General features: G+C 58.5%; 15 protein-coding genes and 1 tRNA gene. 15 read left to right on the top strand and 1 reads right to left on the bottom strand.

Annotated elements, in window-relative coordinates; translation table 11 throughout:
• The first annotated feature begins 170 nt into the window (after nucleotides 1-170).
• Both DWZ01_RS03915 and DWZ01_RS03910 read left to right on the top strand, forming a co-directional pair.
• Entirely contained in the window at nucleotides 171-2,612 is a 2,442-nt protein-coding gene (locus DWZ01_RS03915; RefSeq protein ID WP_117848148.1) for a lipopolysaccharide assembly protein LapB, read from the top strand.
• Between the two features lie 92 nt (nucleotides 2,613-2,704).
• Nucleotides 2,705-2,795, top strand: a tRNA-Ser gene (locus DWZ01_RS03910).
• A 131-nt stretch (nucleotides 2,796-2,926) separates the two neighbouring features.
• On the opposite strand, the gene DWZ01_RS03905 is transcribed toward DWZ01_RS03910, so the two are convergent.
• Nucleotides 2,927-4,267 (bottom strand): D-alanyl-D-alanine carboxypeptidase family protein, encoded by a 1,341-nt coding sequence (locus DWZ01_RS03905; protein WP_158556993.1) that lies wholly within the window; start codon nucleotides 4,265-4,267, stop codon nucleotides 2,927-2,929.
• Nucleotides 4,268-4,464: 197 nt separating this feature from the next.
• Here DWZ01_RS03905 and DWZ01_RS03900 point away from each other — a divergent pair, with 197 nt between their 5' ends.
• The 13 genes from DWZ01_RS03900 to DWZ01_RS03840 all read left to right on the top strand — a co-directional run bounded on the left by DWZ01_RS03900 (nucleotide 4,465) and on the right by DWZ01_RS03840 (nucleotide 21,284).
• Nucleotides 4,465-5,160: a response regulator transcription factor gene (locus tag DWZ01_RS03900; RefSeq protein ID WP_117848144.1), complete on the top strand. Its 696-nt coding sequence runs from the start codon at nucleotides 4,465-4,467 to the stop codon at nucleotides 5,158-5,160.
• Nucleotides 5,161-5,185: 25 nt separating this feature from the next.
• Nucleotides 5,186-6,424 (top strand): sensor histidine kinase KdpD, encoded by a 1,239-nt coding sequence (locus tag DWZ01_RS03895; protein ID WP_117848142.1) that lies wholly within the window; start codon nucleotides 5,186-5,188, stop codon nucleotides 6,422-6,424.
• A gap of 103 nt (nucleotides 6,425-6,527) precedes the next feature.
• Nucleotides 6,528-7,403, top strand: a complete 876-nt coding sequence (gene pstB / locus DWZ01_RS03890) for a phosphate ABC transporter ATP-binding protein PstB (protein ID WP_199412381.1) — start codon at nucleotides 6,528-6,530, stop codon at nucleotides 7,401-7,403.
• Between the two features lie 64 nt (nucleotides 7,404-7,467).
• Entirely contained in the window at nucleotides 7,468-8,196 is a 729-nt protein-coding gene (locus tag DWZ01_RS03885) for a response regulator transcription factor (protein ID WP_117848140.1), read from the top strand.
• A gap of 3 nt (nucleotides 8,197-8,199) precedes the next feature.
• Nucleotides 8,200-9,624, top strand: coding sequence for a cell wall metabolism sensor histidine kinase WalK (locus tag DWZ01_RS03880; protein ID WP_117848138.1), 1,425 nt, complete (start codon nucleotides 8,200-8,202; stop codon nucleotides 9,622-9,624).
• Nucleotides 9,625-9,819: 195 nt separating this feature from the next.
• Entirely contained in the window at nucleotides 9,820-10,476 is a 657-nt protein-coding gene (locus DWZ01_RS03875; RefSeq protein WP_022094058.1) for a YveK family protein, read from the top strand.
• A 2-nt stretch (nucleotides 10,477-10,478) separates the two neighbouring features.
• Entirely contained in the window at nucleotides 10,479-11,216 is a 738-nt protein-coding gene (locus DWZ01_RS03870) for a CpsD/CapB family tyrosine-protein kinase (RefSeq protein WP_055309657.1), read from the top strand.
• A gap of 17 nt (nucleotides 11,217-11,233) precedes the next feature.
• A complete protein-coding gene (locus DWZ01_RS03865) occupies nucleotides 11,234-11,884 on the top strand; it encodes a tyrosine-protein phosphatase (RefSeq protein WP_022094060.1) in 651 nt (216 codons plus the stop codon).
• 39 nt (nucleotides 11,885-11,923) lie between these two features.
• Nucleotides 11,924-12,424, top strand: coding sequence for a GNAT family N-acetyltransferase (locus DWZ01_RS03860; RefSeq protein ID WP_099432637.1), 501 nt, complete (start codon nucleotides 11,924-11,926; stop codon nucleotides 12,422-12,424).
• Nucleotides 12,425-12,626: 202 nt separating this feature from the next.
• Nucleotides 12,627-14,651, top strand: coding sequence for a molecular chaperone HtpG (htpG, locus tag DWZ01_RS03855; protein ID WP_099432638.1), 2,025 nt, complete (start codon nucleotides 12,627-12,629; stop codon nucleotides 14,649-14,651).
• Between the two features lie 492 nt (nucleotides 14,652-15,143).
• Nucleotides 15,144-17,909, top strand: a complete 2,766-nt coding sequence (locus DWZ01_RS03850; protein ID WP_233504660.1) for a YhgE/Pip domain-containing protein — start codon at nucleotides 15,144-15,146, stop codon at nucleotides 17,907-17,909.
• The gene (locus DWZ01_RS03845; protein ID WP_117848137.1) at nucleotides 17,910-20,099 is read left to right on the top strand and encodes a YhgE/Pip domain-containing protein; all 2,190 of its coding nucleotides are present in this window, start codon (nucleotides 17,910-17,912) and stop codon (nucleotides 20,097-20,099) included. It abuts the gene before it with no gap.
• Between the two features lie 201 nt (nucleotides 20,100-20,300).
• Entirely contained in the window at nucleotides 20,301-21,284 is a 984-nt protein-coding gene (locus DWZ01_RS03840) for a DMT family transporter (protein WP_117770437.1), read from the top strand.
• Nucleotides 21,285-21,350 lie beyond the last annotated feature (66 nt).

Below are 21,350 nucleotides of genomic sequence, written 5' to 3'. Positions count from 1 at the left end.
CCCGGCAACGGGGGCTTTTCTTTTACGTAAGCACCGCATGGATTCGAACCTCGGTCGAGGCGCGGGCGTAAAGCGGACTATTTCCTGTCGACTCGTGTAAGATTCCGAGTAGATGTCGCGACTTTTTCGCGACCACTCCTTCTTCAAGCGACCGATCAGGGTGATACTTCGTGGCAGAGCGTCCGACATACAAGCTCAGGTTTCTCGATCCCAAGAAGCGCTTTCCGGCGATGCCCGAGCAGCCTGCGGGGCGCTCATATGGCGTGGTCTGGAAACTCTTTGGCGAGGACCCGCATGAATCATGCTATGTCGTCGAATTTGTCGGCAAAAGCCATGTGTCGCTTTTGGGCTACGTGAGCGTTTCGGGTGAGGCCTATAAGGTGGACCGTCCCGTTAACGAAGTATCGCTGCCCGACGATCCCGACATGCAGCTGATTCTTGACGAGTCCGATTCCAACATCGGTGAGATTGCAGTCAGGGGTACCGATGGGACGATGCGCTCCCGGGCGCGAGTCATCGGCTCTCCCGAAGGCCCCATGCGCGAGCAGTCCGATCACGAGACATGGAATTCGGCCCGCTCCCTTCCTTACGGCGAGTTCATGGCGTCGATGTTCCTGCGCTACGTGATATTTGCCAACTCCGAAAGCGCTATTGCGAACACGGCGGGCGTCGACGGTCTCGATGCGGACATGCAAAACGTTGTCGACAAGATCAAGCTCGTAAAGTTGCCCGAGCCGGTCGAGGTGTTTTTGGGCTTTAACACGTCACCGCTCCCCGATGCTATCGAGACGCTGCTTTACCGCGTTGGCCATGCCGAGAATCCGAGCGGTATCGAGCGCTATGCCGCCACCCTTATGAGCGAAATTGACTTGCCCCGTCTGCGCACCATTGCCGCCAAGTCCGAAATGAGCCTGGCGCGCATCGACCGGTCAAAGCTGTTTTATCTCAATTTTGATCGTAGCTTGCTGGACCAGGACGAGATTGACATGCTGCTTGCCATCGAGTGCCGTCTCAACCGCCTCTCCGGCATCCTCGAGCGCATCGGGGCCGGATTGGCCCCTGCGGCATCCTCGCCGAGCCTTGAGGGCTGCGCGCTCTTTGATGCGTGGCATATCGCCAAGACGACCAACGATGTTCCCCGACTGCTCGATACGGCCTCGAGCGATAACCCGTGGGGCAAACCGGGTACGGTGGCTTGCCAGCCGGGCGGCGAGTGGGACGTGCGCACCCGTTTTGCGCGAATCGTTGAGGCGCTCAACGTGGTCACGCGGCTCGACTATACCTATCGAGTAAACGTTGCCGAGGGGATTATGCTCGTTCGGTTTGGGCAGTCTGTCGTTGATGCCATGCCGCAACGTGAATACGACGCTCAAGATGACGCCTGGCGCGAGCTGGACGAGGACACGCGCGCGATCTGGGCCGCGGAGCACGATGCGCGCGTGGCACTCACGCTTGCGGCAGCGTGTTTTGCCGCGGGCACCTGCATCACGCGCTGCTATGTGCAGATTGCTGCTCCCGACAGTGAGCAGGGCGAGCGCGTTGTTGCAACGTATTTCTTTGGGCGCGCGGCCTATCTGGCCGATTGCGTGCCTGTTGCCAAGGATCTTGAGAGCATGGACATGGACGATATGCCGTGCAAGCGTGTGCTTGAGGCGTATGAGTCAACCGCTCCGGAGACGATTGAGCCTGCGGAGGTTCATGCTCGTCCGCGTGATGACCATCGCACGCTTCCGCCGGCGCTGCGCGATTTGCTGCTTGCCGATACGGCTGACGAGTTGGAGGTCATGGAAGAGGACGACGACCCATACGTGGCCCGTGTTGTTGAATTGCGCGAGCAGGCAAAAGTCGACCGTACAGGTGCTTTTGAAGGCTTTTCTCGTCTTGTCGAGGAGTTGGAGGCTAAGTGCGCCGTCGCCGAGCTTTTAGCGACAGGTCCGGTTCAAACGCAGTTTTGCGATAACCAGCTGGTGCGCATGGTGCTACCGGTGTTGGAAGAAGACCGCTCTGTGCGAATCCTTCGTGCGCCCGATGCGCTGTACTTTGCCCAGCACGAGATCTGCAGCTTTTACGTCGAGCAAGAGGACTTTGAACGAGCACTGCCCGAGGTGCGCCATCTTTACGATCTGGCGCGCTCGTCCATGCAATCGCACTTTGCGCTCATCAACGTGCTTGCGCGTCTGGAGCGCTTCGACGAGATTATCGAGGTGGCGCGCCACGGCCTACGTATTGCCAGCGATCGTTCTGCAATCGGCTACCTGTTCTATCGCCTGGCGTTTGCCTATTGGAATTGCGATCAGCTCGACCTTGCGCTGGCTTGTTACCGTCTGGTGCCGCGCGGCGAGGAGTCGGGCAGCAGCGCGCTGGAAGAAATGCAGGGCCTTATGAACGAGATGGGCGTCAGCGAGCCTCCGACGTTCGAGGAAGCGGTCGAGACCATCCGCAAGGCTGGACTCGAGCTGCCGCCAGTGTCCGCCGTGACGAATCAGCTGGCAGATGCCGCTGTGCAACTGGTCGACAGCGGCTTCTTTTTCCTGGCACGCGGTTGCATCTTCCAAATGTGGCGCACCATGGGCAACGACGAGCTCGGCTCCCTCAACCGCTCGCTGGGGTAGGCGAAGCCTCCAAGGGGGAAAGGATGCTAGGCAATTAGAAAATTTCCTCTTGCCCATCCTTGGCTGTTTGGTTACTATAGAACGGCTGTTACGGAGAGCTGACCGAGAGGCCGAAGGTGCTCGCCTGCTAAGCGAGTATGCCCCAAAAGGGCATCTGGGGTTCGAATCCCCAGCTCTCCGCCAGTAAGACTTTAAAGAAGGGTTCCGAAAGGGGCCCTTTTTTAGTTGAACCACGTTAGCTGGGGATTCGAACCCTCAAAAAAGGAGGCGTCCTTTCGGACACCTCCTTTCAGCGAGCGTATTGTTCTTCGACCCTACACCTCGGGTGCCTTGGCTACGGTCTCGCTCTCTGCCGTGAGTGGCCGGTTGTCGATGCGGCGGCCCAAGCGATCGAGCTTCACAAGGAGCCATTCAATGGGATTCGGCCCTGCACCTTCCTCGTCGGCAACTAGGTCCATGACGGCGATCTTGGTGTCGTCCTGCTTGAGCGTAACGCTGCCCACCTTGTCGCCCACATGCACCGTGCCCGAAAGATCGTCGTAGCTAACCTTTTCGGTCACCTCGCCGGCAAGGGAAAACACGGTCGCTTGCGCCGTAGGATCGGCGAGTGTGGCGTCGATCGTCTTATCCGTCCAGTCGGTTTGGCCAATGCGCGCCATAAGCGGGTTGCCGTTGGCGGTCTTTTCCTGCGTGTTGGCGATCGCGACCGTCACCTTGTGACCGTAGTACCAATTGGCAAGGGTTGCGGTATCGGTAAAGCGCTGGTCGGTGGTGGTGGAGTTCAAAACGACGGTGTAGATCTCGTCGCCATCGCGGTTGTAGGCACTCGTAAAGCAATAGCCTGCATCGTCGGTGGTGCCGGTCTTGCCACCGATGTTGCCATCTTGGCCCAGCAAATAGTTATGCGTGTCCATGGAGTGCGAATGGTCGGTGCCGTCGGCGCCCGTGACCTCGATCCAAGAATCCTCGCTCGCTACGACCTCGCGGATCGTGTCGTTTTTCATGGCCTTCTGCATCATTAGCGCTACGTCATGTGCGGTTGAGTGCATATCGCCAGCCCACTCATCAAAGTCCAGACCATGCGGGTTTTCAAAAAGCGTACCGGTGCAGCCGAGCTTCTTAGCGCGCTCGTTCATGGCCTTCACAAATGTGGCCTCGGCGTCTTTGGTCTTAGGGTCGATCTTCTTGCCCACATATTCGGCGAGCACGATGGCGGCGTCGTTGCCCGAGGGAATCATCAGGCCGCGCAGTGCCTGCTCCACGGTAAGCTCGTCGCCTTCGAGCAAGCCGGCGGTCGAATTACCCACGGTGGCTGCGGCGTTGCTTACCGTGACCTTCTCGTCCATCTTGCAATTCTCGACGGTTAGGATCGCGGTCATGACCTTGGTGATCGAGGCGATCTTGACCTGCTCATCGGCGCCACGGGCATAGTAGACGGTGCCGTCTTTGCCCATGACGAGGGCATTGGTCGCATCGATATCGGGCAGGTTTTCGGCCGTGATGCCGCGCGCATCGGCGGTTTTGCCGCAAACATTGTCGGTCGTGAGCACTTGGGCGCCGGCGACGGTGGGCACGCCAGCGGCAAGGGCGATAGCGCAGACAAAGCCGGCGGCAAGCTGGGCTGAGCGCTTTGCAAAAGAGGTGAGGGACTTCACGGATTTCGCTTTCGACGGGATGGTCTCTTCTGGAACTAGAGTATATCGTTTGCCGGCGTCGGCGATCATCGCGTGCGTGCGTGGCCCACATCCGCGCCCGAACGGGCACAAGGGTGCTTAAGGCCGACTTAATCACCCACGCTTGTTGTGTGTGGCATGCGTCGCCTCGGGCATAATGGAGCGCGAGAGGAGCACGCATGAACGAGCGCATTTTGGTAGTTGATGACGAAAAGGCCATCGCCGACTTGGTTGGTATCTACCTTACAAAAGAGGGCTTTGATGTCCAGATTGCCTATAGCGGGGCCGATGCGGCCAAGGCAATCTTGGAGCAGGAGTTCGATCTGGCGCTGCTGGATGTCATGCTGCCCGATATCGATGGGTTTGAGCTGCTGCGTACGATCCGTTCCAGCCATACCTATCCCGTGATCATGCTGACGGCGCGCGATGCCCAGCAAGACAAGATCGAGGGTCTTTCGCTTGGCGCGGACGATTACGTGGTTAAGCCGTTCCGTCCGCTGGAGCTCATCGCGCGCGTGCACGCTCAACTTCGCCGCTACACCAGCTACGGTAGCCGCGCACAGGCGGCCGAGTCGCTGACCCTCCAGCTCGACGGCCTGGAGATCAACCGCGATGCTCGTTCCGTGACAGTGGACGGTTCACCGGTTCGCCTCACGCCCATCGAGTATTCCATCTTGCTGTATCTGGTCGAGCATCGCGGCAGCGTGGCGGCCGTGGAGGACCTGTTCCGCGCGGTGTGGAACGAGGACTTTATGCCCGGCTCCAACAATACGGTGATGGTGCACATTCGCCACCTGCGCGAAAAGATCGGCGACGACGCACAAAAGCCGCGCTTTATCAAAAACGTCTGGGGCGTCGGCTACATAATCGAATAGCGCCTTTGATGGTGGGGAAGTGGATATGACAAAAGACGATAGGCAGGCATTCGAGGTGCCCGATCGACTCTTTGAATACGTGAGGTCGGTCGTCGACAACCGCGCGCTTGCAACGGTGCTGCTCTTTTTGCTGAGCCTGCTGCTGATTGGCATCGATAACATCGCCGGAATCTTGGCGGTGCTGCTTATCGGCTTTTTGCTGATCGATCGATTCGAAATCGTTCGCCGCTGCGTGGTGATTGGCGGCGCCGCGTGGGCCATGACGTTGGCGATTGGCGCCATGGCGCTCGGCGGCATTGAAGGGCCGGTGCTGTTCGATGCCGGCTTTGTATTCAACATGCTTGGCTTTGTGCTGGCGCTTGCCGTGTGCGTGCTGTTCTTGTGCGGCCGCGCCCTGTACTACCAGGGCTACGAGCAGGGCGAGCAGCATGCCGATTGTGTGCTGGCCGCTCGTATTCAAGATCGCCTGATCGATCACCCCGACACCTGGGACAACATCGACGGCGACTTCTTGGAGGCCGAGGGCGCCCTTAACCGCGTGCGTGACCGTGAGCGCAAGGTGCAGCAAGCTCTGCGTGACGAGTCGCATCGCAAGGACGATCTGGTCACGTACTTGGCACATGACCTGCGCACCCCGCTTGCCAGCGTGGTGGGCTATCTTTCGCTGCTGCAAGAGGCTCCCGAGCTGCCGGTTGAGCAACGTACGCACTTTACGGGCGTGGCGCTCGACAAGGCGCACCGGCTCGATGCACTCATCGAAGAGTTCTTCGATATCACGCGCTTTGACTTCCACGATATCGTGCTCACGCGCGGCTATGTTGATCTGGGGTTGCTGCTGGCTCAGGTGACTGACGAGTTCTATCCCATCCTCAACGAGCAGCATAAGGAAGTCCAAGTTGATATTCGCGAGGACCTGACGGTGCTCGTGGATGGCGACAAGATGGCCCGCGTGTTTAACAACATCATGAAAAACGCCGTCGCCTATAGCTATGAGGGCTCGACTATCACGATCGAGGCCGGGCGCCAAGACGATGGCGGCGTGCGCGTGCGCTTTATCAATCAGGGCGATCCTATCCCTGCGGCTAAGCTCAAGGTGATCTTTGAGAAGTTCTATCGCCTGGATGCGGCGCGTGCGACCAATCGCGGTGGTGCCGGTCTGGGCCTTGCTATTGCCAAGGAGATCATCGCGGCACACGGCGGTACCGTTGCATGTGAATCGACGCCCGAACACACGATATTCACCATCGAGCTGCCCGCCGCATAGCCAGCGTGCCCTTACAAACACTTGACAATGCGCTCACGTGCATATGAGCCGCGATTTCTACTATCGATACTGCTGAATTGATATCGATGTGGAGGTATGCGGTATGACGGCTGCTGCGGCTGTGGAGCCCACGGAGCTTGAAGAACTCATGAAAGCGCAGGCCGAGGCCGCGTACGAGCGCGAGGTTGGGGATGCGACTCGCCCCACGGCAGAGGATCTTGCCGCCTCGCCGACGCGCATCGACGTCGAGGGCCTCGACCTGTTCTATGGCGACCATCATGCGCTCAAGGACGTGAATATCAAGATCCGCGACAAGCAGATCACCTCGTTTATCGGGCCTTCGGGCTGCGGAAAGTCCACGTTGCTGCGCTGCTTTAACCGCATGAACGACGGCATCAAGGATTGCCGCATCGAGGGCAAGATTGCGCTCGATGGTCAAGATATCCTGGGCGATTACGACATCTGCCGTTTGCGCCAGCGCGTGGGCATGGTGTTTCAGCGCCCCAACCCGTTTCCCATGAGCATCTACGACAACGTCGCCTACGGTCCTCGCGGCATGGGAGTGCGCGACCGCGTCGTGCTCGACGAGCTGGTCGAAGACTCCCTGCGACGCGCCGCCCTGTGGGACGAGGTCAAGGACAAGCTCAAAGAATCGGGTCTGGGTCTTTCGGGCGGCCAGCAGCAGCGTCTGTGCATCGCCCGTGCGCTGGCCGTGCAGCCCGACATTCTGCTGATGGACGAACCGACCTCGGCGCTCGACCCCGTATCGACGCTGGTGGTGGAGCAGCTGGCCTGCGAGCTCAAGGAGACCTGCACGCTCGTGGTCGTGACGCACAACATGCAGCAGGCCGCGCGTATTTCCGATTCGGTCGCGTTCTTTTTGCTGGGTGAGCTGGTGGAGCACGCGCCCACCGCGCAACTCTTCAAGAATCCGACTGATCCGCGCACGGCGGATTATTTGACGGGCCGTTTTGGCTGATACCATCTAGTACAGGCACCTTTAGGGTTAAGATGCGGTCATGCCGGCCGCAAAGGGGTTCAACATGATCTATTACGTCGAGGACGATGACAACATCAGGGATTTGACGGTCTATGCGCTGCGCAAGCAGGGAATCGAGGCCGAGGGCTTTTCGTGCGATGGCGAGTTTAAGGCCGCCGTGGCGCGACGGGTACCCGATGCTGTCCTGCTCGATATCATGCTGCCCGATACCGATGGCTTGGCGATTACGCGTCGACTGCGTGCCGATCGCCTGACGGCGACGGTGCCCATCATGATGCTTACCGCCAAGGATACCGAGCTCGACAAGGTGATGGCGCTCGATGGCGGTGCCGACGATTACCTGACTAAGCCGTTTTCGCTCATGGAGCTCGCCAGCCGCTGCCGCGCACTGCTGCGTCGCGGCGGCATGGTCAAACAGGCAAGCGATGTGCTCAGCGTGGGCGACATTGTGCTCTCGCCCAGCCATCGTGAGGTGACTGTTGCCGGCGAGTCGCTTAAGCTCACCCTGCGCGAGTTCGACCTGCTCGAGTACCTCATGCGCAAGCCCGGCGTGGTCTTTACCCGCGAGTCGTTGCTGCAGAGCGTGTGGGGCTGGGACTTCGACGGCGGTTCGCGCACCGTTGACGTGCACGTGCAGACGCTTCGCCAAAAACTGGGCGAGCATGCCAGCGCCATCGAGACCGTGCGCGGCGTGGGCTACCGCTTGGCCGAGCCTTCTGCCGGTGATGGTGCCGAAGGTGACGACACCGCGGCCACCGCATCGGAGGAGTAACCCGTGGTCTTCGCCCCCCAGGGAAAACATACGCTGTCGCACCGCGTTTTTGTGACGATCTTTGTCTGCGCCATGGCGGTTATCGTGGCGTTTACGGTGCTGGGTGCGTTCTTTGTGCAAAACACCTTGGCGGATGCCACGAGTGCCAATCTGGCGCAGGAAACCGAGCTCATTGCTGCCGCCCTCGACGAGCAGCAGGAGCCCATCCCGTTCTTGCGTAGCCTCGATCGAGAGGACTTGCGCATCACGCTGATTAACAAGGATGGATCGGTTGCCTACGACAACGAGGCGTCGCCTTCCACACTGCCCAACCATGGCGATCGCCCCGAGGTCATCGAGGCCTTTGAGAGTGGTTTGGGTTCCGCGGAGCGCGCAAGCTCTACGCTCGACGAGATTATGCTGTATCGCGCCGTCGCCCTTGATAACGGCCAGGTTGTCCGCTTGGCGCAGGCCCAGCCTGGCGTTGCGGCGATTTTGCTGTCGATGGTGGCGCCGATGCTGCTTATCGCAGCAGCGGGTGCGGTACTCTCGTTTTTTATGGCGCGCCGCGAGTCCCGTGCCATCATCGCGCCTTTGCAAGAGGTGGATTTGGACCACCCACGCCGTAGCTATGAGCACGCCTATGCCGAGATGGTCCCCATGCTTGAGCGTATTGAGTCGCAGCGCCAGGAGCTCAAGCGCCAAATGGCGGTGCTGGCGGACAACGACCGTATGCGCCGCGAGTTCACGGCGAATATCACCCATGAGCTCAAGACGCCGCTTACGGCGATTTCGGGCTATGCCGAGCTCATCGCAAACGGCATGGTCGAGGGCGAGGGCGACCTGCGCAACTTTGGCGGTCGCATCTATCGTGAGGCGGGCCGCTTGGCAGCGCTTGTCAACGATATCCTTACGCTGTCTAACTTGGACGAGGCCGAGCGTGCAGCTGAGGGCGAGGCGGTGCCCATTGGGTCCACGGAGCCTATTGAGCTCTCACGTGCCATCTACGCGGTCGAGCAGCGTCTTGAACAGGTCGCCCGTCAGGCGAATGTGACGATAAGTCATGAGACCAAGCCTGTGGTCATCGAGGGCGTGTCGCGCTTGCTTGACGAGCTCATCTATAATCTGGCAAGCAACGCCATCCGCTACAATCGACCCGGCGGTACGGTTACGCTGCAGTGCGGCACCAACGACGAAGGCCATCCGTTCCTTGCGGTCGCCGACACGGGAATCGGTATCGCGCCTGAAGAACAGGGCAAGGTATTTGAGCGGTTCTATCGCGTGGACAAGAGTAGGTCCAAGGCACGCGGCGGAACCGGTCTGGGGCTTGCCATTGTCAAGCATGCGGCCCTGTATCATCACGCCACGCTCGATCTGTCGAGCGAGTTGGGCGTGGGAACCACCATTACGGTGACGTTTCCCATACAGCAGGACGAGCCATTCGCATAGCGATATAACATAGATATTGATGCAGACGCCGCATTTGACTTTCGGGTGCGGCGTTGTTGTGCAATTTTACGATTGCTTCCGACATTTTTACAGGAGAGCCTGTTTCTTATGTATAGAGTTTGGTCTCGGTAAAAAGATGCGATAACATACGGACAGTTTTGTCAATCCGAACTGGGGAAATGAAAGGCAAGCTGCATGACCCTTCTCGAACTGTTCCAGCTGCTGAAGAAGCACCTTCAGCTGGTCATCACCCTTCCGGTGGTCTGCGCGATCGCCATGGGCATCGTGTCCTTCGTTGCGATGGACAACACCTATACCGCGACGACGAGCATGTACATTCTCGCCAAGACCGACGATAGCGGTCAGATGAGCTACAACGATCTCTCGGCGAGTCAGATGCTTTCCAACGATATCGCCACGCTGCTGGATAGCGATAGCGTTAAGAGCGGCGCAGCCAATGAACTGGGCCTCACCGATCTGGATGACTACAAGGTGTCTGTTTCCTCCGAGACCACCACGCGTGTCATTACGCTTTCGGTTACCGGCACCGATGCCAAGGAGACGGCTAAGGTCGCAAAGGCCATGGCCAGCTCGGTGAGTACGGTCGCTCAGAACGTCGGCGCTGCCCAGAGCATCAACGTTATCGACGAGGCTAAGACCCCCGAAGCCCCCAGCGGTCCCAAGCGTATGCTGTACGTTGCTGTCGCGTTCCTCGCCGGTATCTTTATCGCAGTCGCCTATGTCGTTTTGGCAGACATGCTCAATACCCGCATCCGCGGTGCCGAAGAGGCAGAAGAGCTCCTGGGCATTCCCGTTGTTGGCCGAATTCCGGCTATGAAAGGTGGTAAATAGGCATGGCTAAGGCAAAGAACACCGATAAGCTCGTTGTACAGAATGCCGCCAAGACCCTTCTGGCCAACATCCGCTTTGCGAGCGTGGACGACCCCATTCGCACCATTACCGTCACGTCCTCGATTCCCAACGAGGGCAAGTCTACGGTTTCCATCAACCTTGCCCAGGCTATCGCCACGAGCGGCAAGTCCGTGCTCCTGGTCGAGGCCGATATGCGCCGCAGGTCCCTTTCCGATATGCTCGGCGTTCGTTCGCGCGGCGGACTCTATGCGGTCCTTTCCGAGCAGATCTCCATTGACCAGGCAATTGTCGAGACGGGTCAGAAGAACTTCTACTTCCTCGATGCCGAGCCGCATATTCCCAATCCTGCCGACATCATCGTCTCTCACCGCTTTGCCAAGTTGGTAAAGGCACTGTCCGCCAAGTTCCAGTACGTCATCTTTGATGCTCCCCCGGTCGGCACCTTCATCGATGCTGCCGAGATTGCCAGCCTGACCGACGGTACGCTGTTCGTGGTGCGCGAGGACTTCACCAAGCGCGAGGAGGCACTCAACGCTATCGGCCAGCTTAAGAAGTCCGAGAAGGTCAAGCTCATCGGTACCGTCATGAACTACTGCGAGACCGAGACCAGCGAGTACTACTACTCCTACTACACCAAGGACGGTAAGAAGGTTAAGAAGGGCTCCGACGATCAGGGGACTTCCAAAAAGGGCATCTTCACCAACCGAGCAAACGTTTAGTTGATTAAGGCTGACCTATGCGTGACATTCATTGCCATATCTTGCCGGGTGTAGACGACGGCGCCGCCGATCTCGATGAGAGCTTGGCGATGCTCGAGGCTGCCAAGCGGGCCGGTGTAACCAGAATCGTTTGCACTCCTCACTGCCGTGATCCCTATTTTGATTACGACAAGATGTGGGATGCCTTTGAGCTGCTGCGTGATAACGCTGACGGTTTTCCGCTCCAGATGGGCTTCGAGGTCAACCATCGAAAGCTCGTTGAACTTGGTATCGATGCCGCGGAGCACTTGCATTTCGATGGAACCAACGAGTTTCTGCTCGAGCTTTCGACACATGCCGATGCGTATGCGTTTAGAGAGTACGAGAACACGATTTACGATTTGCAGTGCCGTGGCTACCAGGTGATCATCGCTCATCCTGAGCGCTATCGTGCGGTTCAAAAGGATGTAAGCGTGGCGGAGCGCCTGGTCGATATGGGCTGCAAGCTGCAGGCTTCGGCGGACTTTATTGCCGGCGGTCGCTTTGGTCGCGAGAAAAAGCCGGCACAGCGCCTGTTCGATCAGAACCTGTACAGCTTCATCGCGAGCGATGCCCATAACGTGGGTCATTACGACTGCCTGGCGAAGGCTCGCGCGAAGTTTAGCGTACGCGGAGCTCATTTTCGCTAAAATCTGTCCCTAACGTTCGCATTGAATGAAAGGGCAGCCATGGATATCCAACTTAAGACGGGATGCTTTGATGACGCGGCGTTGGTGCGCCGCGTCATTTTTATGGACGAGCAGGGCTACGAGAATGAGTTCGACGCTATCGACGAGGATCCGAACTGCATTCATGTGACGCTCTATGTAGACGGCGAGCTTGCCGGTTGCTCGCGCGTGTTTCCCGAAGAGCTTGAGCGCGCGGCTGACGCAGAGGCTCCGGTGTCGCCGGCGTGCGACTTGGACGAAGGTGTCGCGGCGGGGGAGACCTACATTATGGGGCGCGTGGCCGTGCTGCCGAGCATGCGCCGTCGCGGTTTGGCGAGCAAGATTGTCGAGGCCAGTGATACGTGCGCGCGTGATGCCGGCGCCAAGCTCATTAAGCTGCATGCTCAGGAATACGTGCTGCCGCTCTATGCCAAGGCGGGCTACACGCAGATTGCCCCGGTGGACTACGAAGACGAGGGCCAGCCTCATGCCTGGATGGCCAAGCGCGTAGATGGCAGATAGGAACGTTCCTTTCCTGCCGGCAGTTTGGGACACTCCTTGGCAATTGGCGCATCAGAGCGCTCGGACATACAGTTTTTCGATTCCGTATGTATATATGCGCGTTAATGGGTTATAAAATCTAAGTCTGAACATAGCAGGTCTGCGATGCGGCTCGGGCGACCGAGCCGTTTTTGCGGACAGGGGTAGCGCGAAAGGACTGCACATGCGTCAATTTAAGACCGAGAGCAAAAAACTGCTCGACCTCATGATCAACTCCATCTACACCAATAAAGAAATCTTCCTGCGCGAGCTTATCTCTAACGCGAGCGACGCCGTCGACAAGCTCAACTTTAAGAGCCTGCAGGACCCGAGCGTCAAGATCGACCAGGGCGACCTGGCCATTCGCGTCTCCTTTGATAAAGACGCCCGCACCATTACCATCTCGGATAACGGCATTGGCATGACCGCCGAGGAGCTGGAGCGCAATCTGGGCACCATCGCCCATTCCGGCTCCGAGGAGTTTAAGACCGAGAACGCCGAGCAGCAGGGCTCCGATGTCGACATCATCGGTCAGTTTGGCGTGGGCTTCTACTCGGCTTTTATGGTCGCCAGCCATGTGAAGGTCGTCAGCCGCGCCTACGGCGAGGATGTCGCCCATGTGTGGGAATCCGACGGTCTTGAGGGCTACACCATCGAGGACGGCGAGCGCGCCGAGCACGGTACCGATGTCATCCTGACGCTGCGCGAGAACGAGAAGCTCGATGCCGACGGCGAGGCCGAGACCTACGATCGCTTCCTGACCGAGTGGGGTCTCAAGAGCCTGATTCAGCAGTACAGTAACTATGTGCGTTACCCGATCCAGATGATGGTGTCCAAGAGCCGCCAGAAACCCAAGCCCGAGGACGCCGGCGACGATTACAAGCCCGAGTACGAGGACTACCAGGAGCTCGAGACCGTCAATTCCATGACACCGATCTGGAAGAAGCACAGCTCCGATGTCGAGCAGAAGGACTACGACGAGTTCTACAAGTCCACGTTCCACGACTTTGACGATCCTGCGCGCACCATCAGCTTCCACGCCGAGGGCACGCTCGAGTATGACGCCCTGCTGTTTGTGCCGGGACGCGCGCCGTTCGATCTGTACAGCAAGGACTACGAGAAGGGTCTGGCGCTCTACAGCTCCAACGTCCTGATCATGGAGAAGTGCGACGACCTGCTGCCCGACTACTACAACTTTGTCCGCGGCGTCGTGGATTCCGCCGACGTGTCGCTCAACATCTCGCGCGAGACGCTGCAGCAGAACCGTCAGCTCAAGGCCATCGCCAAGCGTGTGGAAAAGAAGATTACCGCCGACCTTGAGGATATGCGTGACAACGACCGCGAGGCCTACGAGAAGTTCTTTGAGAACTTTGGCCGCGGTCTTAAGTACGGCATCTACTCGAGCTATGGCATGAAGGCCGATGAGCTCGCCGACCTGTTGCTGTTCTGGTCTGCCAAGGAACAGAAGATGATTACCCTGGCCGAGTATGCCAAGGGCATGCCTGAGGATCAGAAGGCCATCTACTACGCCGCCGGCGACTCGCGTGAGCGCTTGGCCAAGATGCCCGTGGTAAAGGGCGTGCTCGACCGCGGCTATGACGTGCTGCTGCTGACGCAGGATGTGGATGAGTTCACGTTCCAGGCTATGCGTGAGTACGTTGCCGCCGATATGCCCAAGATCTACGAGGACGATGCTGCCCGCGAGGCTGCCGAGAAGGCTGTGGCCGACGGTGCCGAGCCCGAGGTCGAGGATCGTCATCTAGAGCTCAAGAACGTTGCGACCGGTGATCTTGACCTGGCGACCGAGGACGAGAAGAAGGAGGCCGAGGACGCCACCAAGGAGAACGAGGACCTCTTTAGCGCTATGAAGGAGGCGCTCGGTGACAAGGTCGAGAAAGTCGCCGTCTCCGCGCGCCTGACCGATGCCCCCGCTTGTATCACCACCGAGGGCCCACTTTCGCTCGAGATGGAGAAGGTGCTCCAGAAGGGACCCGAGGGCGCGCCCGACGGCATGCCCAAGAGCCAACGCGTGCTCGAGCTCAACGCCAAGCACCCGGTCTTTGACAAGCTTGTCGCTGCCCAGAAGGCAGGCGACGCCGACAAGATCAAGCAGTACTCTGGTCTGCTCTACGATCAGGCCCTGCTGGTCGAGGGCATCCTCCCCGAGGACCCCGTTGCCTTCGCGGCGGCTGTTTGCAACTTGATGTAGTTAGGTAGTTACGCGGTTTTACCAAACCGCGTAACGGCTCGACGCTGCCCTCAGTTCCGCCGTTCTAACGAACGGCGGACCAGTCGACGCTGCGCGGGCGCCAGAGCGACAACTTGTCATTCAAAGAGGACGGCATGACCAGAAGGTCTATGCCGTCCTCTTTTCATGCCAATTTGTTCGCTCTGGCGCCCGCTCGCTGGCATTGCTAAAACATCGATGTTACCGTGGTCCAAACTAGTCGTTGGGGGCGTTCTTGTTTGACCAGTCGTTTAAGAACGTCCCCGATGACTATTTGAATTGCTAATTTGTGCGGGTTGTGGTTTTGTGACCTGCTGAAATTAAAGATACTGTACAACTGTACGCTAATTCGTCTTCGTAGTATATTGCTACCCGCAAAACTCAATACCATTGTGCTCTGAGACGCTAAAGCGCTTACGTACAATGGTTATCGATAGTACGATTCGATTCAACGACAGGATGGATGGTCCAAGCGTGAGTCTCGGCAGCAAACTATCCAATGCAAAGGTGTCCTTTGCGATATTTAAGCGCGACATTAAGCGACTGCTTGTGAACCCCGTCGCCCTGGTGGTTACCCTAGGCGTGTGCGTTATTCCCTCGCTGTATGCCTGGTATAACATCGTGGCAAACTGGGATCCGTATGGAAACACCCAAGGCATCAAGATTGCTATCGCCAACAACGATCGAGGCACCCAAAACGACTTGGTGGGTGAGCTCAACGCTGGCGACAAAGTGGTCGACCAGCTCAAGGAGAATCATCAGTTGGGCTGGACGTTCGTCGACTCGACGGCCGATGCCAAGGAGGGCGTCGAGAGCGGCGAGTACTATGCCGCTATCGTGATTCCCAAGAACTTCTCGGATAACCTGGTTTCGATGCTCGACGGCAACTACCATCAGCCCAAGCTCACGTACTACGTCAATGAGAAGAAGAGCGCCATTGCGCCCAAGGTTACCGATACCGGTGCAAACACCATCGAGGAGCAGATCAACTCGGAATTTGTCTCTACGGTAGGCAAGACTGTTGCCGGTATCGCCAAGGATGCCGGTGTCGATTTAAAGGACAAGGCAACCCAGACTCAGGACTCGCTGGCAAGTTCGGTGTCCGAGGCGTCCGACACCTTGGGCGAGGTGCGCGATTCGATTGGCGATATGAATGCCGCCATCGATAAGACGAGTGGCGCTATCGCCTCGGCTGATGCGGCACTTGCCGGCTTGCAAGGCCAGGCACCGTCGCTGACGCAGGCGATCTCCCAGGGCAACGACCTGCTGAGCGAAGCTCGCACCACGGCGGGCAACTCCATCACCTCGCTCTCCAAGGCGCTCTCGGAAGGCAGCCTTGCGCTCACCAAGACGTCGGCCTCTGCGAACGCTGCCATCGGCAAGCTGACGGGCGCGGTCACATCTACGACCACCCGTATCGACAACTCGCTCGAGTCTCTTCAAGCGACGATCGACCACAATAAGGCCGTTATCGGGCACTTGGAGATTCTCGCCAATGACACGTCGACAGGTTCCGAGGAAATTGACGCGCGCATTGTATCGACCATCGATTTGCTTCGAGAGCAGAATGAAAAGCTTCAGAGCATCAAGGACGGTCTGTCCGCGCAGTCGAGCGCCATGGCGAATGACGCAGCGGCTGTTTCGGGTGCCAGTGACGCTATCAATAACGCAATTCATACCGGTGCGACCAACCTTGGCCAAGCCCAGACGGACTTGGGCCAAAACGCGCTGCCGAAGGCCTCGAGCGCGCTCGACTCTTTTGCTGCCGTTTCGGGCGACCTGACCGGTATCGTCTCGGGTATGACACCTACACTTGCAAATGCGCGCGGCACGTTGGCGCAGCTTAGCGCTACGCTCGGCCAGGCCAAGACCACGCTGTCCCAGACCGATTCCTCGCTTGCCAAGGTCCAGGACAAGCTTGCAACCGCCGCCAATGACATCGCGGCGCTGCAGACCTCCGAGTCCATGGGCGAGCTGGCCGATCTGATGGGCGTCGATGTCAATGACGTGGCAGATTTCATGGCGTCTCCGGTTGAGTTGACGTCCAAGTCAATCTATCCGGTCAAGAGCTTTGGCTCGGGCATCGCTCCCTTCTACACCAATCTGGCGCTTTGGGTGGGCGGCTATGTGCTCATCGCCATTTACAAGCTCGAGGTCGACCGTGAAGGTGTTGGCAGCTTTACGGCGCGCCAAGGCTACTTTGGCCGCTGGTTGCTCATGGTGATCCTGGGCGCGTTGCAGGCCATCATCGTTACGGTAGGCGATCTGGTGATTGGCGTGCAGTGCGTCAGCCCGCTGCTGTTCGTGCTGGGCGGCATCGCCATTTCGTTCACCTACGTCAATATCATCTATGCGCTGTCCACCACGTTTAAGCATATCGGCAAGGCTATCGGCGTCATTCTCGTCATCGTGCAGATCCCGGGTTCGTCGGGCATGTACCCCATCGAGATGATGCCCGGCTTCTTCCAGTGGCTGCACCCGCTGCTGCCCTTTACCTACGGCATCAATCTGCTGCGCGAGACGGTCGGCGGCATGTATTCGTTCAACTACCTGTTTAACCTGTGCATTCTGGGCGTGTTCTTGATCGTGGCGCTCTTTATCGGTCTGCAGCTGCGTCCGCTGCTGCTCAACCTTAACCTGCTCTTTGATAAACAGCTCTCCACGACCGGTATGATGATTTGCGAGTCCAACGACCTGCCGCGCCAGCGCTACTCGCTGCGCACGGCCATGCGTGTCATGCTCGATTCCGATTCGTACCGTCGCGAACTGCTCGATCATGCGGTCGCCTTTGAACATCGCTACCCGTACTACATCAAGGGCGGTTTTGCCGCCGTGGTGGGCGTTCAGGTCCTGCTCTTTGTCCTGTCGACGGTTCTCGATATCGACAATAACGGCAAGATCATCCTGCTTGTCATTTGGATCATCTCGGTTATTGCCATCTGCGGCTGGCTTATCAATATCGAGTACATCCGCTCGAGCCTCAACACCCAGATGCGCATCTCGGCGCTTTCGGATGAGGACCTGCGCCGCGAGATGCGCGAGCACACGGCCGCCATTCCGGCCGCTCGTCGCATGTTCGGCTTGAATGCGAGCGAGCGGGGGTCTGAACCCAAGACTCAGGCTGTCAACCAATGTGGTCATCGCGATGCGGCCCATGTGCCCGAGAACGGGGATGACACGTTTGTGATGAATGAAAAGAACGCCCCGCTCGGCAAGCACTCCAAAGGAGGTGAGGCATAAATGAAGAACATCCTGCATCTGTTTAAGCGCGATGTCCAAAACGTGTCTCGCTCCGTAATCGGCTTGGTTGTCGTGATGGGCCTCATTATCGTACCGTGCCTGTACGCGTGGTTTAACATCGCCGGCAGCTGGGATCCGTACGGCAACACCGGCAATCTTAAGATCGCCGTGGTCAACACCGATGAGGGTTACGAGAGCGATCTGATCCCCGTCGAGGTCAACGTGGGCGAAAACGTGACCGCCACCCTACGCGGCAACGAGAGCTTCGATTGGGTTGTGCTCAACAATCGCGAAAAGGCTATCGAGGGCGTCAAATCGGGCGCATACTATGCGGCTGTCGTTATCCCTAAGACGTTTAGTGCCGATATGATGACGCTCTTTTCGACCGACGTTAAGCATGCCGATATCGAGTTTTACGAGAATCAGAAGGCCAACGCCATCGCGCAGATCGTGACCGAGAAGGGTTCGAGCGCCGTTCAGAACCAGGTTAACGAATCTTTTACCGAGACCATTACGAGCATCGGTCTTAAGACGGTGTCCAGCCTGCTCGATTACATGAGCACCGACCAGGTCAGCAACTTTATCGCCAACCTGTCCTCGACGCTCGGCGATTCGATTGGGGACCTGCAAGACGTTCAGGCTAATGCTTCGTCGCTGGCGGGCATTTTGAGCTCTACGTCCGATTCGTTGACGTCGGCGAGCGGTATGCTCCAGCAGACGGGTACGGTCGATGAGTCGACCAAGCAGTTGATGGAGCATGCCAAGAGCGGCATGAGCGATTCCAAAGAAGCGCTGAAGGCCGCCAACGACGCCATCAACGCCGCGATTGACGGAAGCGCGGGCTCGTTCGACAACGTGTCCGCCGGGCTTGCGAAGGCATTTGATGCCGCGAATCAGCATGTCGACCTTACGGTGTCTCAGCTCAACGATGCCGCGGCGGCGCTCAATACACGTGCCGACGATATCGACGCCACGGCCGACCAGCTCCGCGGCTTTGCCGAGCAGGTCAGTGACGAAAAGCTCCAGGAGAGCCTTAAATCTGTGGCAACATCGCTGGGCAGGATCGCGGTGGAGTATCGCAACAACGCCAAGGACCTGACGGCAACTGCTAAGTCCCTTTCTGACAGCATGGCAGAGGTCAACAGCACGCGTGCCGAGGTCGATCAGGCCATCGCCGATGCCAAGGCGGGCATTTCGGGCGCCAAGTCCGACTACGATTCCACGTTCTCGGTTAAGGCCAAGGAGCTCAAGAAGACGGTTTCGGGCATCCTGGACTCGCTCGATGGCATCTCGGGCGATCTGGATAGCGCCGTAGACGGCCTGACCGACGCATCCGGTTCGCTGGCAAAGGGCCTCTCCAAGGCTGCAAAGCTGGTCAACAAGGCTTCTGATCAGCTGGGCGAGGCGTCGGACAAGATCAGTGCGTTTAAGGACGAGCTCGATGGCGCCCTGATGTCGGACGACCTTGCCACGATCAAGACGATGATTGGCAACGATCCCGAGGGTTTGGCCGTGTCGCTTTCCGGCCCCGTCGCGCTCGATCGCAAGCCGGTCTATCCGATTCGTAACTACGGTTCGGCCATGGCACCGTTCTACACGATTCTGTCGCTATGGGTCGGCTCGATCGTGCTGGCGGCCATGATGAAGGTCTCGGTTGACGATGAGCTCATCAACGAGCTCATCCCCGTGCGCCTGCACGAGATCTACCTGGGCCGCTACCTGTTCTTTGGCGGTCTGGCCCTGCTGCAGGCAACGCTCGTGTGTGCGGGCGACATCCTGTTCTTTGGCATTCAGTGCGACAACCCGCTGCAGTTTGTGCTGGCGGGCTGGGTCGCGAGTCTCGTGTTCTCCAATATCGTCTACACGCTTACGGTGTCGTTTGGCGATATCGGCAAGGCGCTCGCCGTCGTGCTGCTGGTCATGCAGGTCGGCGGTTCGGGCGGCACGTTCCCTATCGAGATGACCGGCCCCGTGTTCCAGGCGATCTATCCGTTCCTGCCGTTCACCCACGGCATCAACGCCATGCATGCCGCCATGGCTGGCGCCTACCATATGGAGTACTGGATTGAGCTAGGCATTCTGGCGAGCTATCTGATTCCGTCGCTGGCCCTGGGCGTCGTCTTCCGCCGTCCGGTCATCAAAGCCAACGACTGGATCATCGAAAAACTGGAGTCAACCAAATTGATTTAGTTCAGCAACGTAAACGCCGTCGGAACATCGAGATCTTCCAACCCGATGCTTTAGCGTAGTGAATTGCACGGGCTGCTTGGTTGTTGCTACAGTAGCGGGGCGTGCCGGGGGTCCGGTGCGCCCTGCTTTTATTTGACCATGAGGCGGCACGCAGCCATGCGCGTGCGGACACCACGCCCAGATTGAGCGCGAGGATGCCCTATGGCCCAGCATGCCACTGACAATATCGAAATGATGCCCGATAGCCCTGTTGCTCGCGAGGACCTGGGCGCGGGCGGCACCTCCCGCGGCGCCGGCGCTCGCTCGCCGCTGTTCTGGAAAGTCCTGCTGCTTTCGGTGGCAGTCGTCTGGGGCTACTCCTTTACGACCATGAAGGACGCGCTCGACACCATTCCGGTGTTCGAACTGCTCTACGTGCGCTTTCTGCCTGCGGCGTTGGTCATGTTTTTCATCTTCCACAAGCGCATCATCGCGCACCTCAACGCCCGCAACCTTATCGTCGGACTTGGCATGGGCGCACTTATGTGGGCCGCCTACGCCCTGCAGACAGTCGGTCTGGCGCACACCACGGCGGGCAAGAATGCTTTTTTGACGGGCACGTATTGCATCGTTGTGCCGTTCGCGAGCTATTTTCTGAGCGGCGAAAAACTCACCCGCTATAACCTGGGCGCGGCGCTGCTGTGCTTGGCGGGCATTGGCTTGGTGGCGCTCGATAGCGTTGAATTCAACATCGGTGATGTCATTACGCTGGCGGGTGCGGTCTTTTTCGCCATCCAGATGGCGGTGACTGCCAAGTACGGTCGCAAAATGGACATCAACGTCATCACGTTTTGGATGTTTGTGGGCAACGGCGTGCTGAGCCTGGCAACGTCGCTGCTATTCGAGACCCAAGCGCCTCTGTCCGTGTGGACGCCGAGCTTTATCAGCGCGATGGCGTTTCTCTCGGTTGGTTGCACATGCGCGGCTCTGCTCATCCAAAACGTCGGCTTGGCGCATGTCTCGGCCTCGACGGGCTCACTGCTCCTTTCGATGGAGTCGCCTTCGGGCGTGCTGTTCTCGGTGCTGCTGATGGGGGAGGCGCTCACCTCGCGCCTGCTCGCCGGCTTCGCGCTCATCTTTCTTTCGATTATCTTGAGCGAGACGCATTTCGATTTCTTGCGCCGAAAATCACACCCGCAATTGTAAACAACTTGTTGCGCCGCCCTCCCAGGGCGGCATTTTTATGTCATGCCCTTACAGTTGTACCTTGCA

Source organism: Collinsella sp. AF28-5AC, assembly GCF_003457875.1.
Lineage (GTDB): Bacteria > Actinomycetota > Coriobacteriia > Coriobacteriales > Coriobacteriaceae > Collinsella.
The sequence above is the reverse complement of the archived record's forward strand: the minus strand, read 5'-3'. Positions and strand labels throughout refer to the sequence as shown.

What these genes read in the sequence shown, in the direction of transcription:
- DWZ01_RS03860 (WP_099432637.1), top strand. Translation starts at nt 11,924, where the DNA reads ATGGATATCCAACTTAAGACGGGATGCTTTGATGACGCGGCGTTGGTG.
- DWZ01_RS03870 (WP_055309657.1), top strand. Translation starts at nt 10,479, where the DNA reads ATGGCTAAGGCAAAGAACACCGATAAGCTCGTTGTACAGAATGCCGCC.
- htpG (WP_099432638.1), top strand. Translation starts at nt 12,627, where the DNA reads ATGCGTCAATTTAAGACCGAGAGCAAAAAACTGCTCGACCTCATGATC.
- DWZ01_RS03845 (WP_117848137.1), top strand. Translation starts at nt 17,910, where the DNA reads ATGAAGAACATCCTGCATCTGTTTAAGCGCGATGTCCAAAACGTGTCT.
- DWZ01_RS03895 (WP_117848142.1), top strand. Translation starts at nt 5,186, where the DNA reads ATGACAAAAGACGATAGGCAGGCATTCGAGGTGCCCGATCGACTCTTT.
- DWZ01_RS03885 (WP_117848140.1), top strand. Translation starts at nt 7,468, where the DNA reads ATGATCTATTACGTCGAGGACGATGACAACATCAGGGATTTGACGGTC.
- DWZ01_RS03900 (WP_117848144.1), top strand. Translation starts at nt 4,465, where the DNA reads ATGAACGAGCGCATTTTGGTAGTTGATGACGAAAAGGCCATCGCCGAC.
- pstB (WP_199412381.1), top strand. Translation starts at nt 6,528, where the DNA reads ATGACGGCTGCTGCGGCTGTGGAGCCCACGGAGCTTGAAGAACTCATG.
- DWZ01_RS03865 (WP_022094060.1), top strand. Translation starts at nt 11,234, where the DNA reads ATGCGTGACATTCATTGCCATATCTTGCCGGGTGTAGACGACGGCGCC.
- DWZ01_RS03875 (WP_022094058.1), top strand. Translation starts at nt 9,820, where the DNA reads ATGACCCTTCTCGAACTGTTCCAGCTGCTGAAGAAGCACCTTCAGCTG.
- DWZ01_RS03840 (WP_117770437.1), top strand. Translation starts at nt 20,301, where the DNA reads ATGGCCCAGCATGCCACTGACAATATCGAAATGATGCCCGATAGCCCT.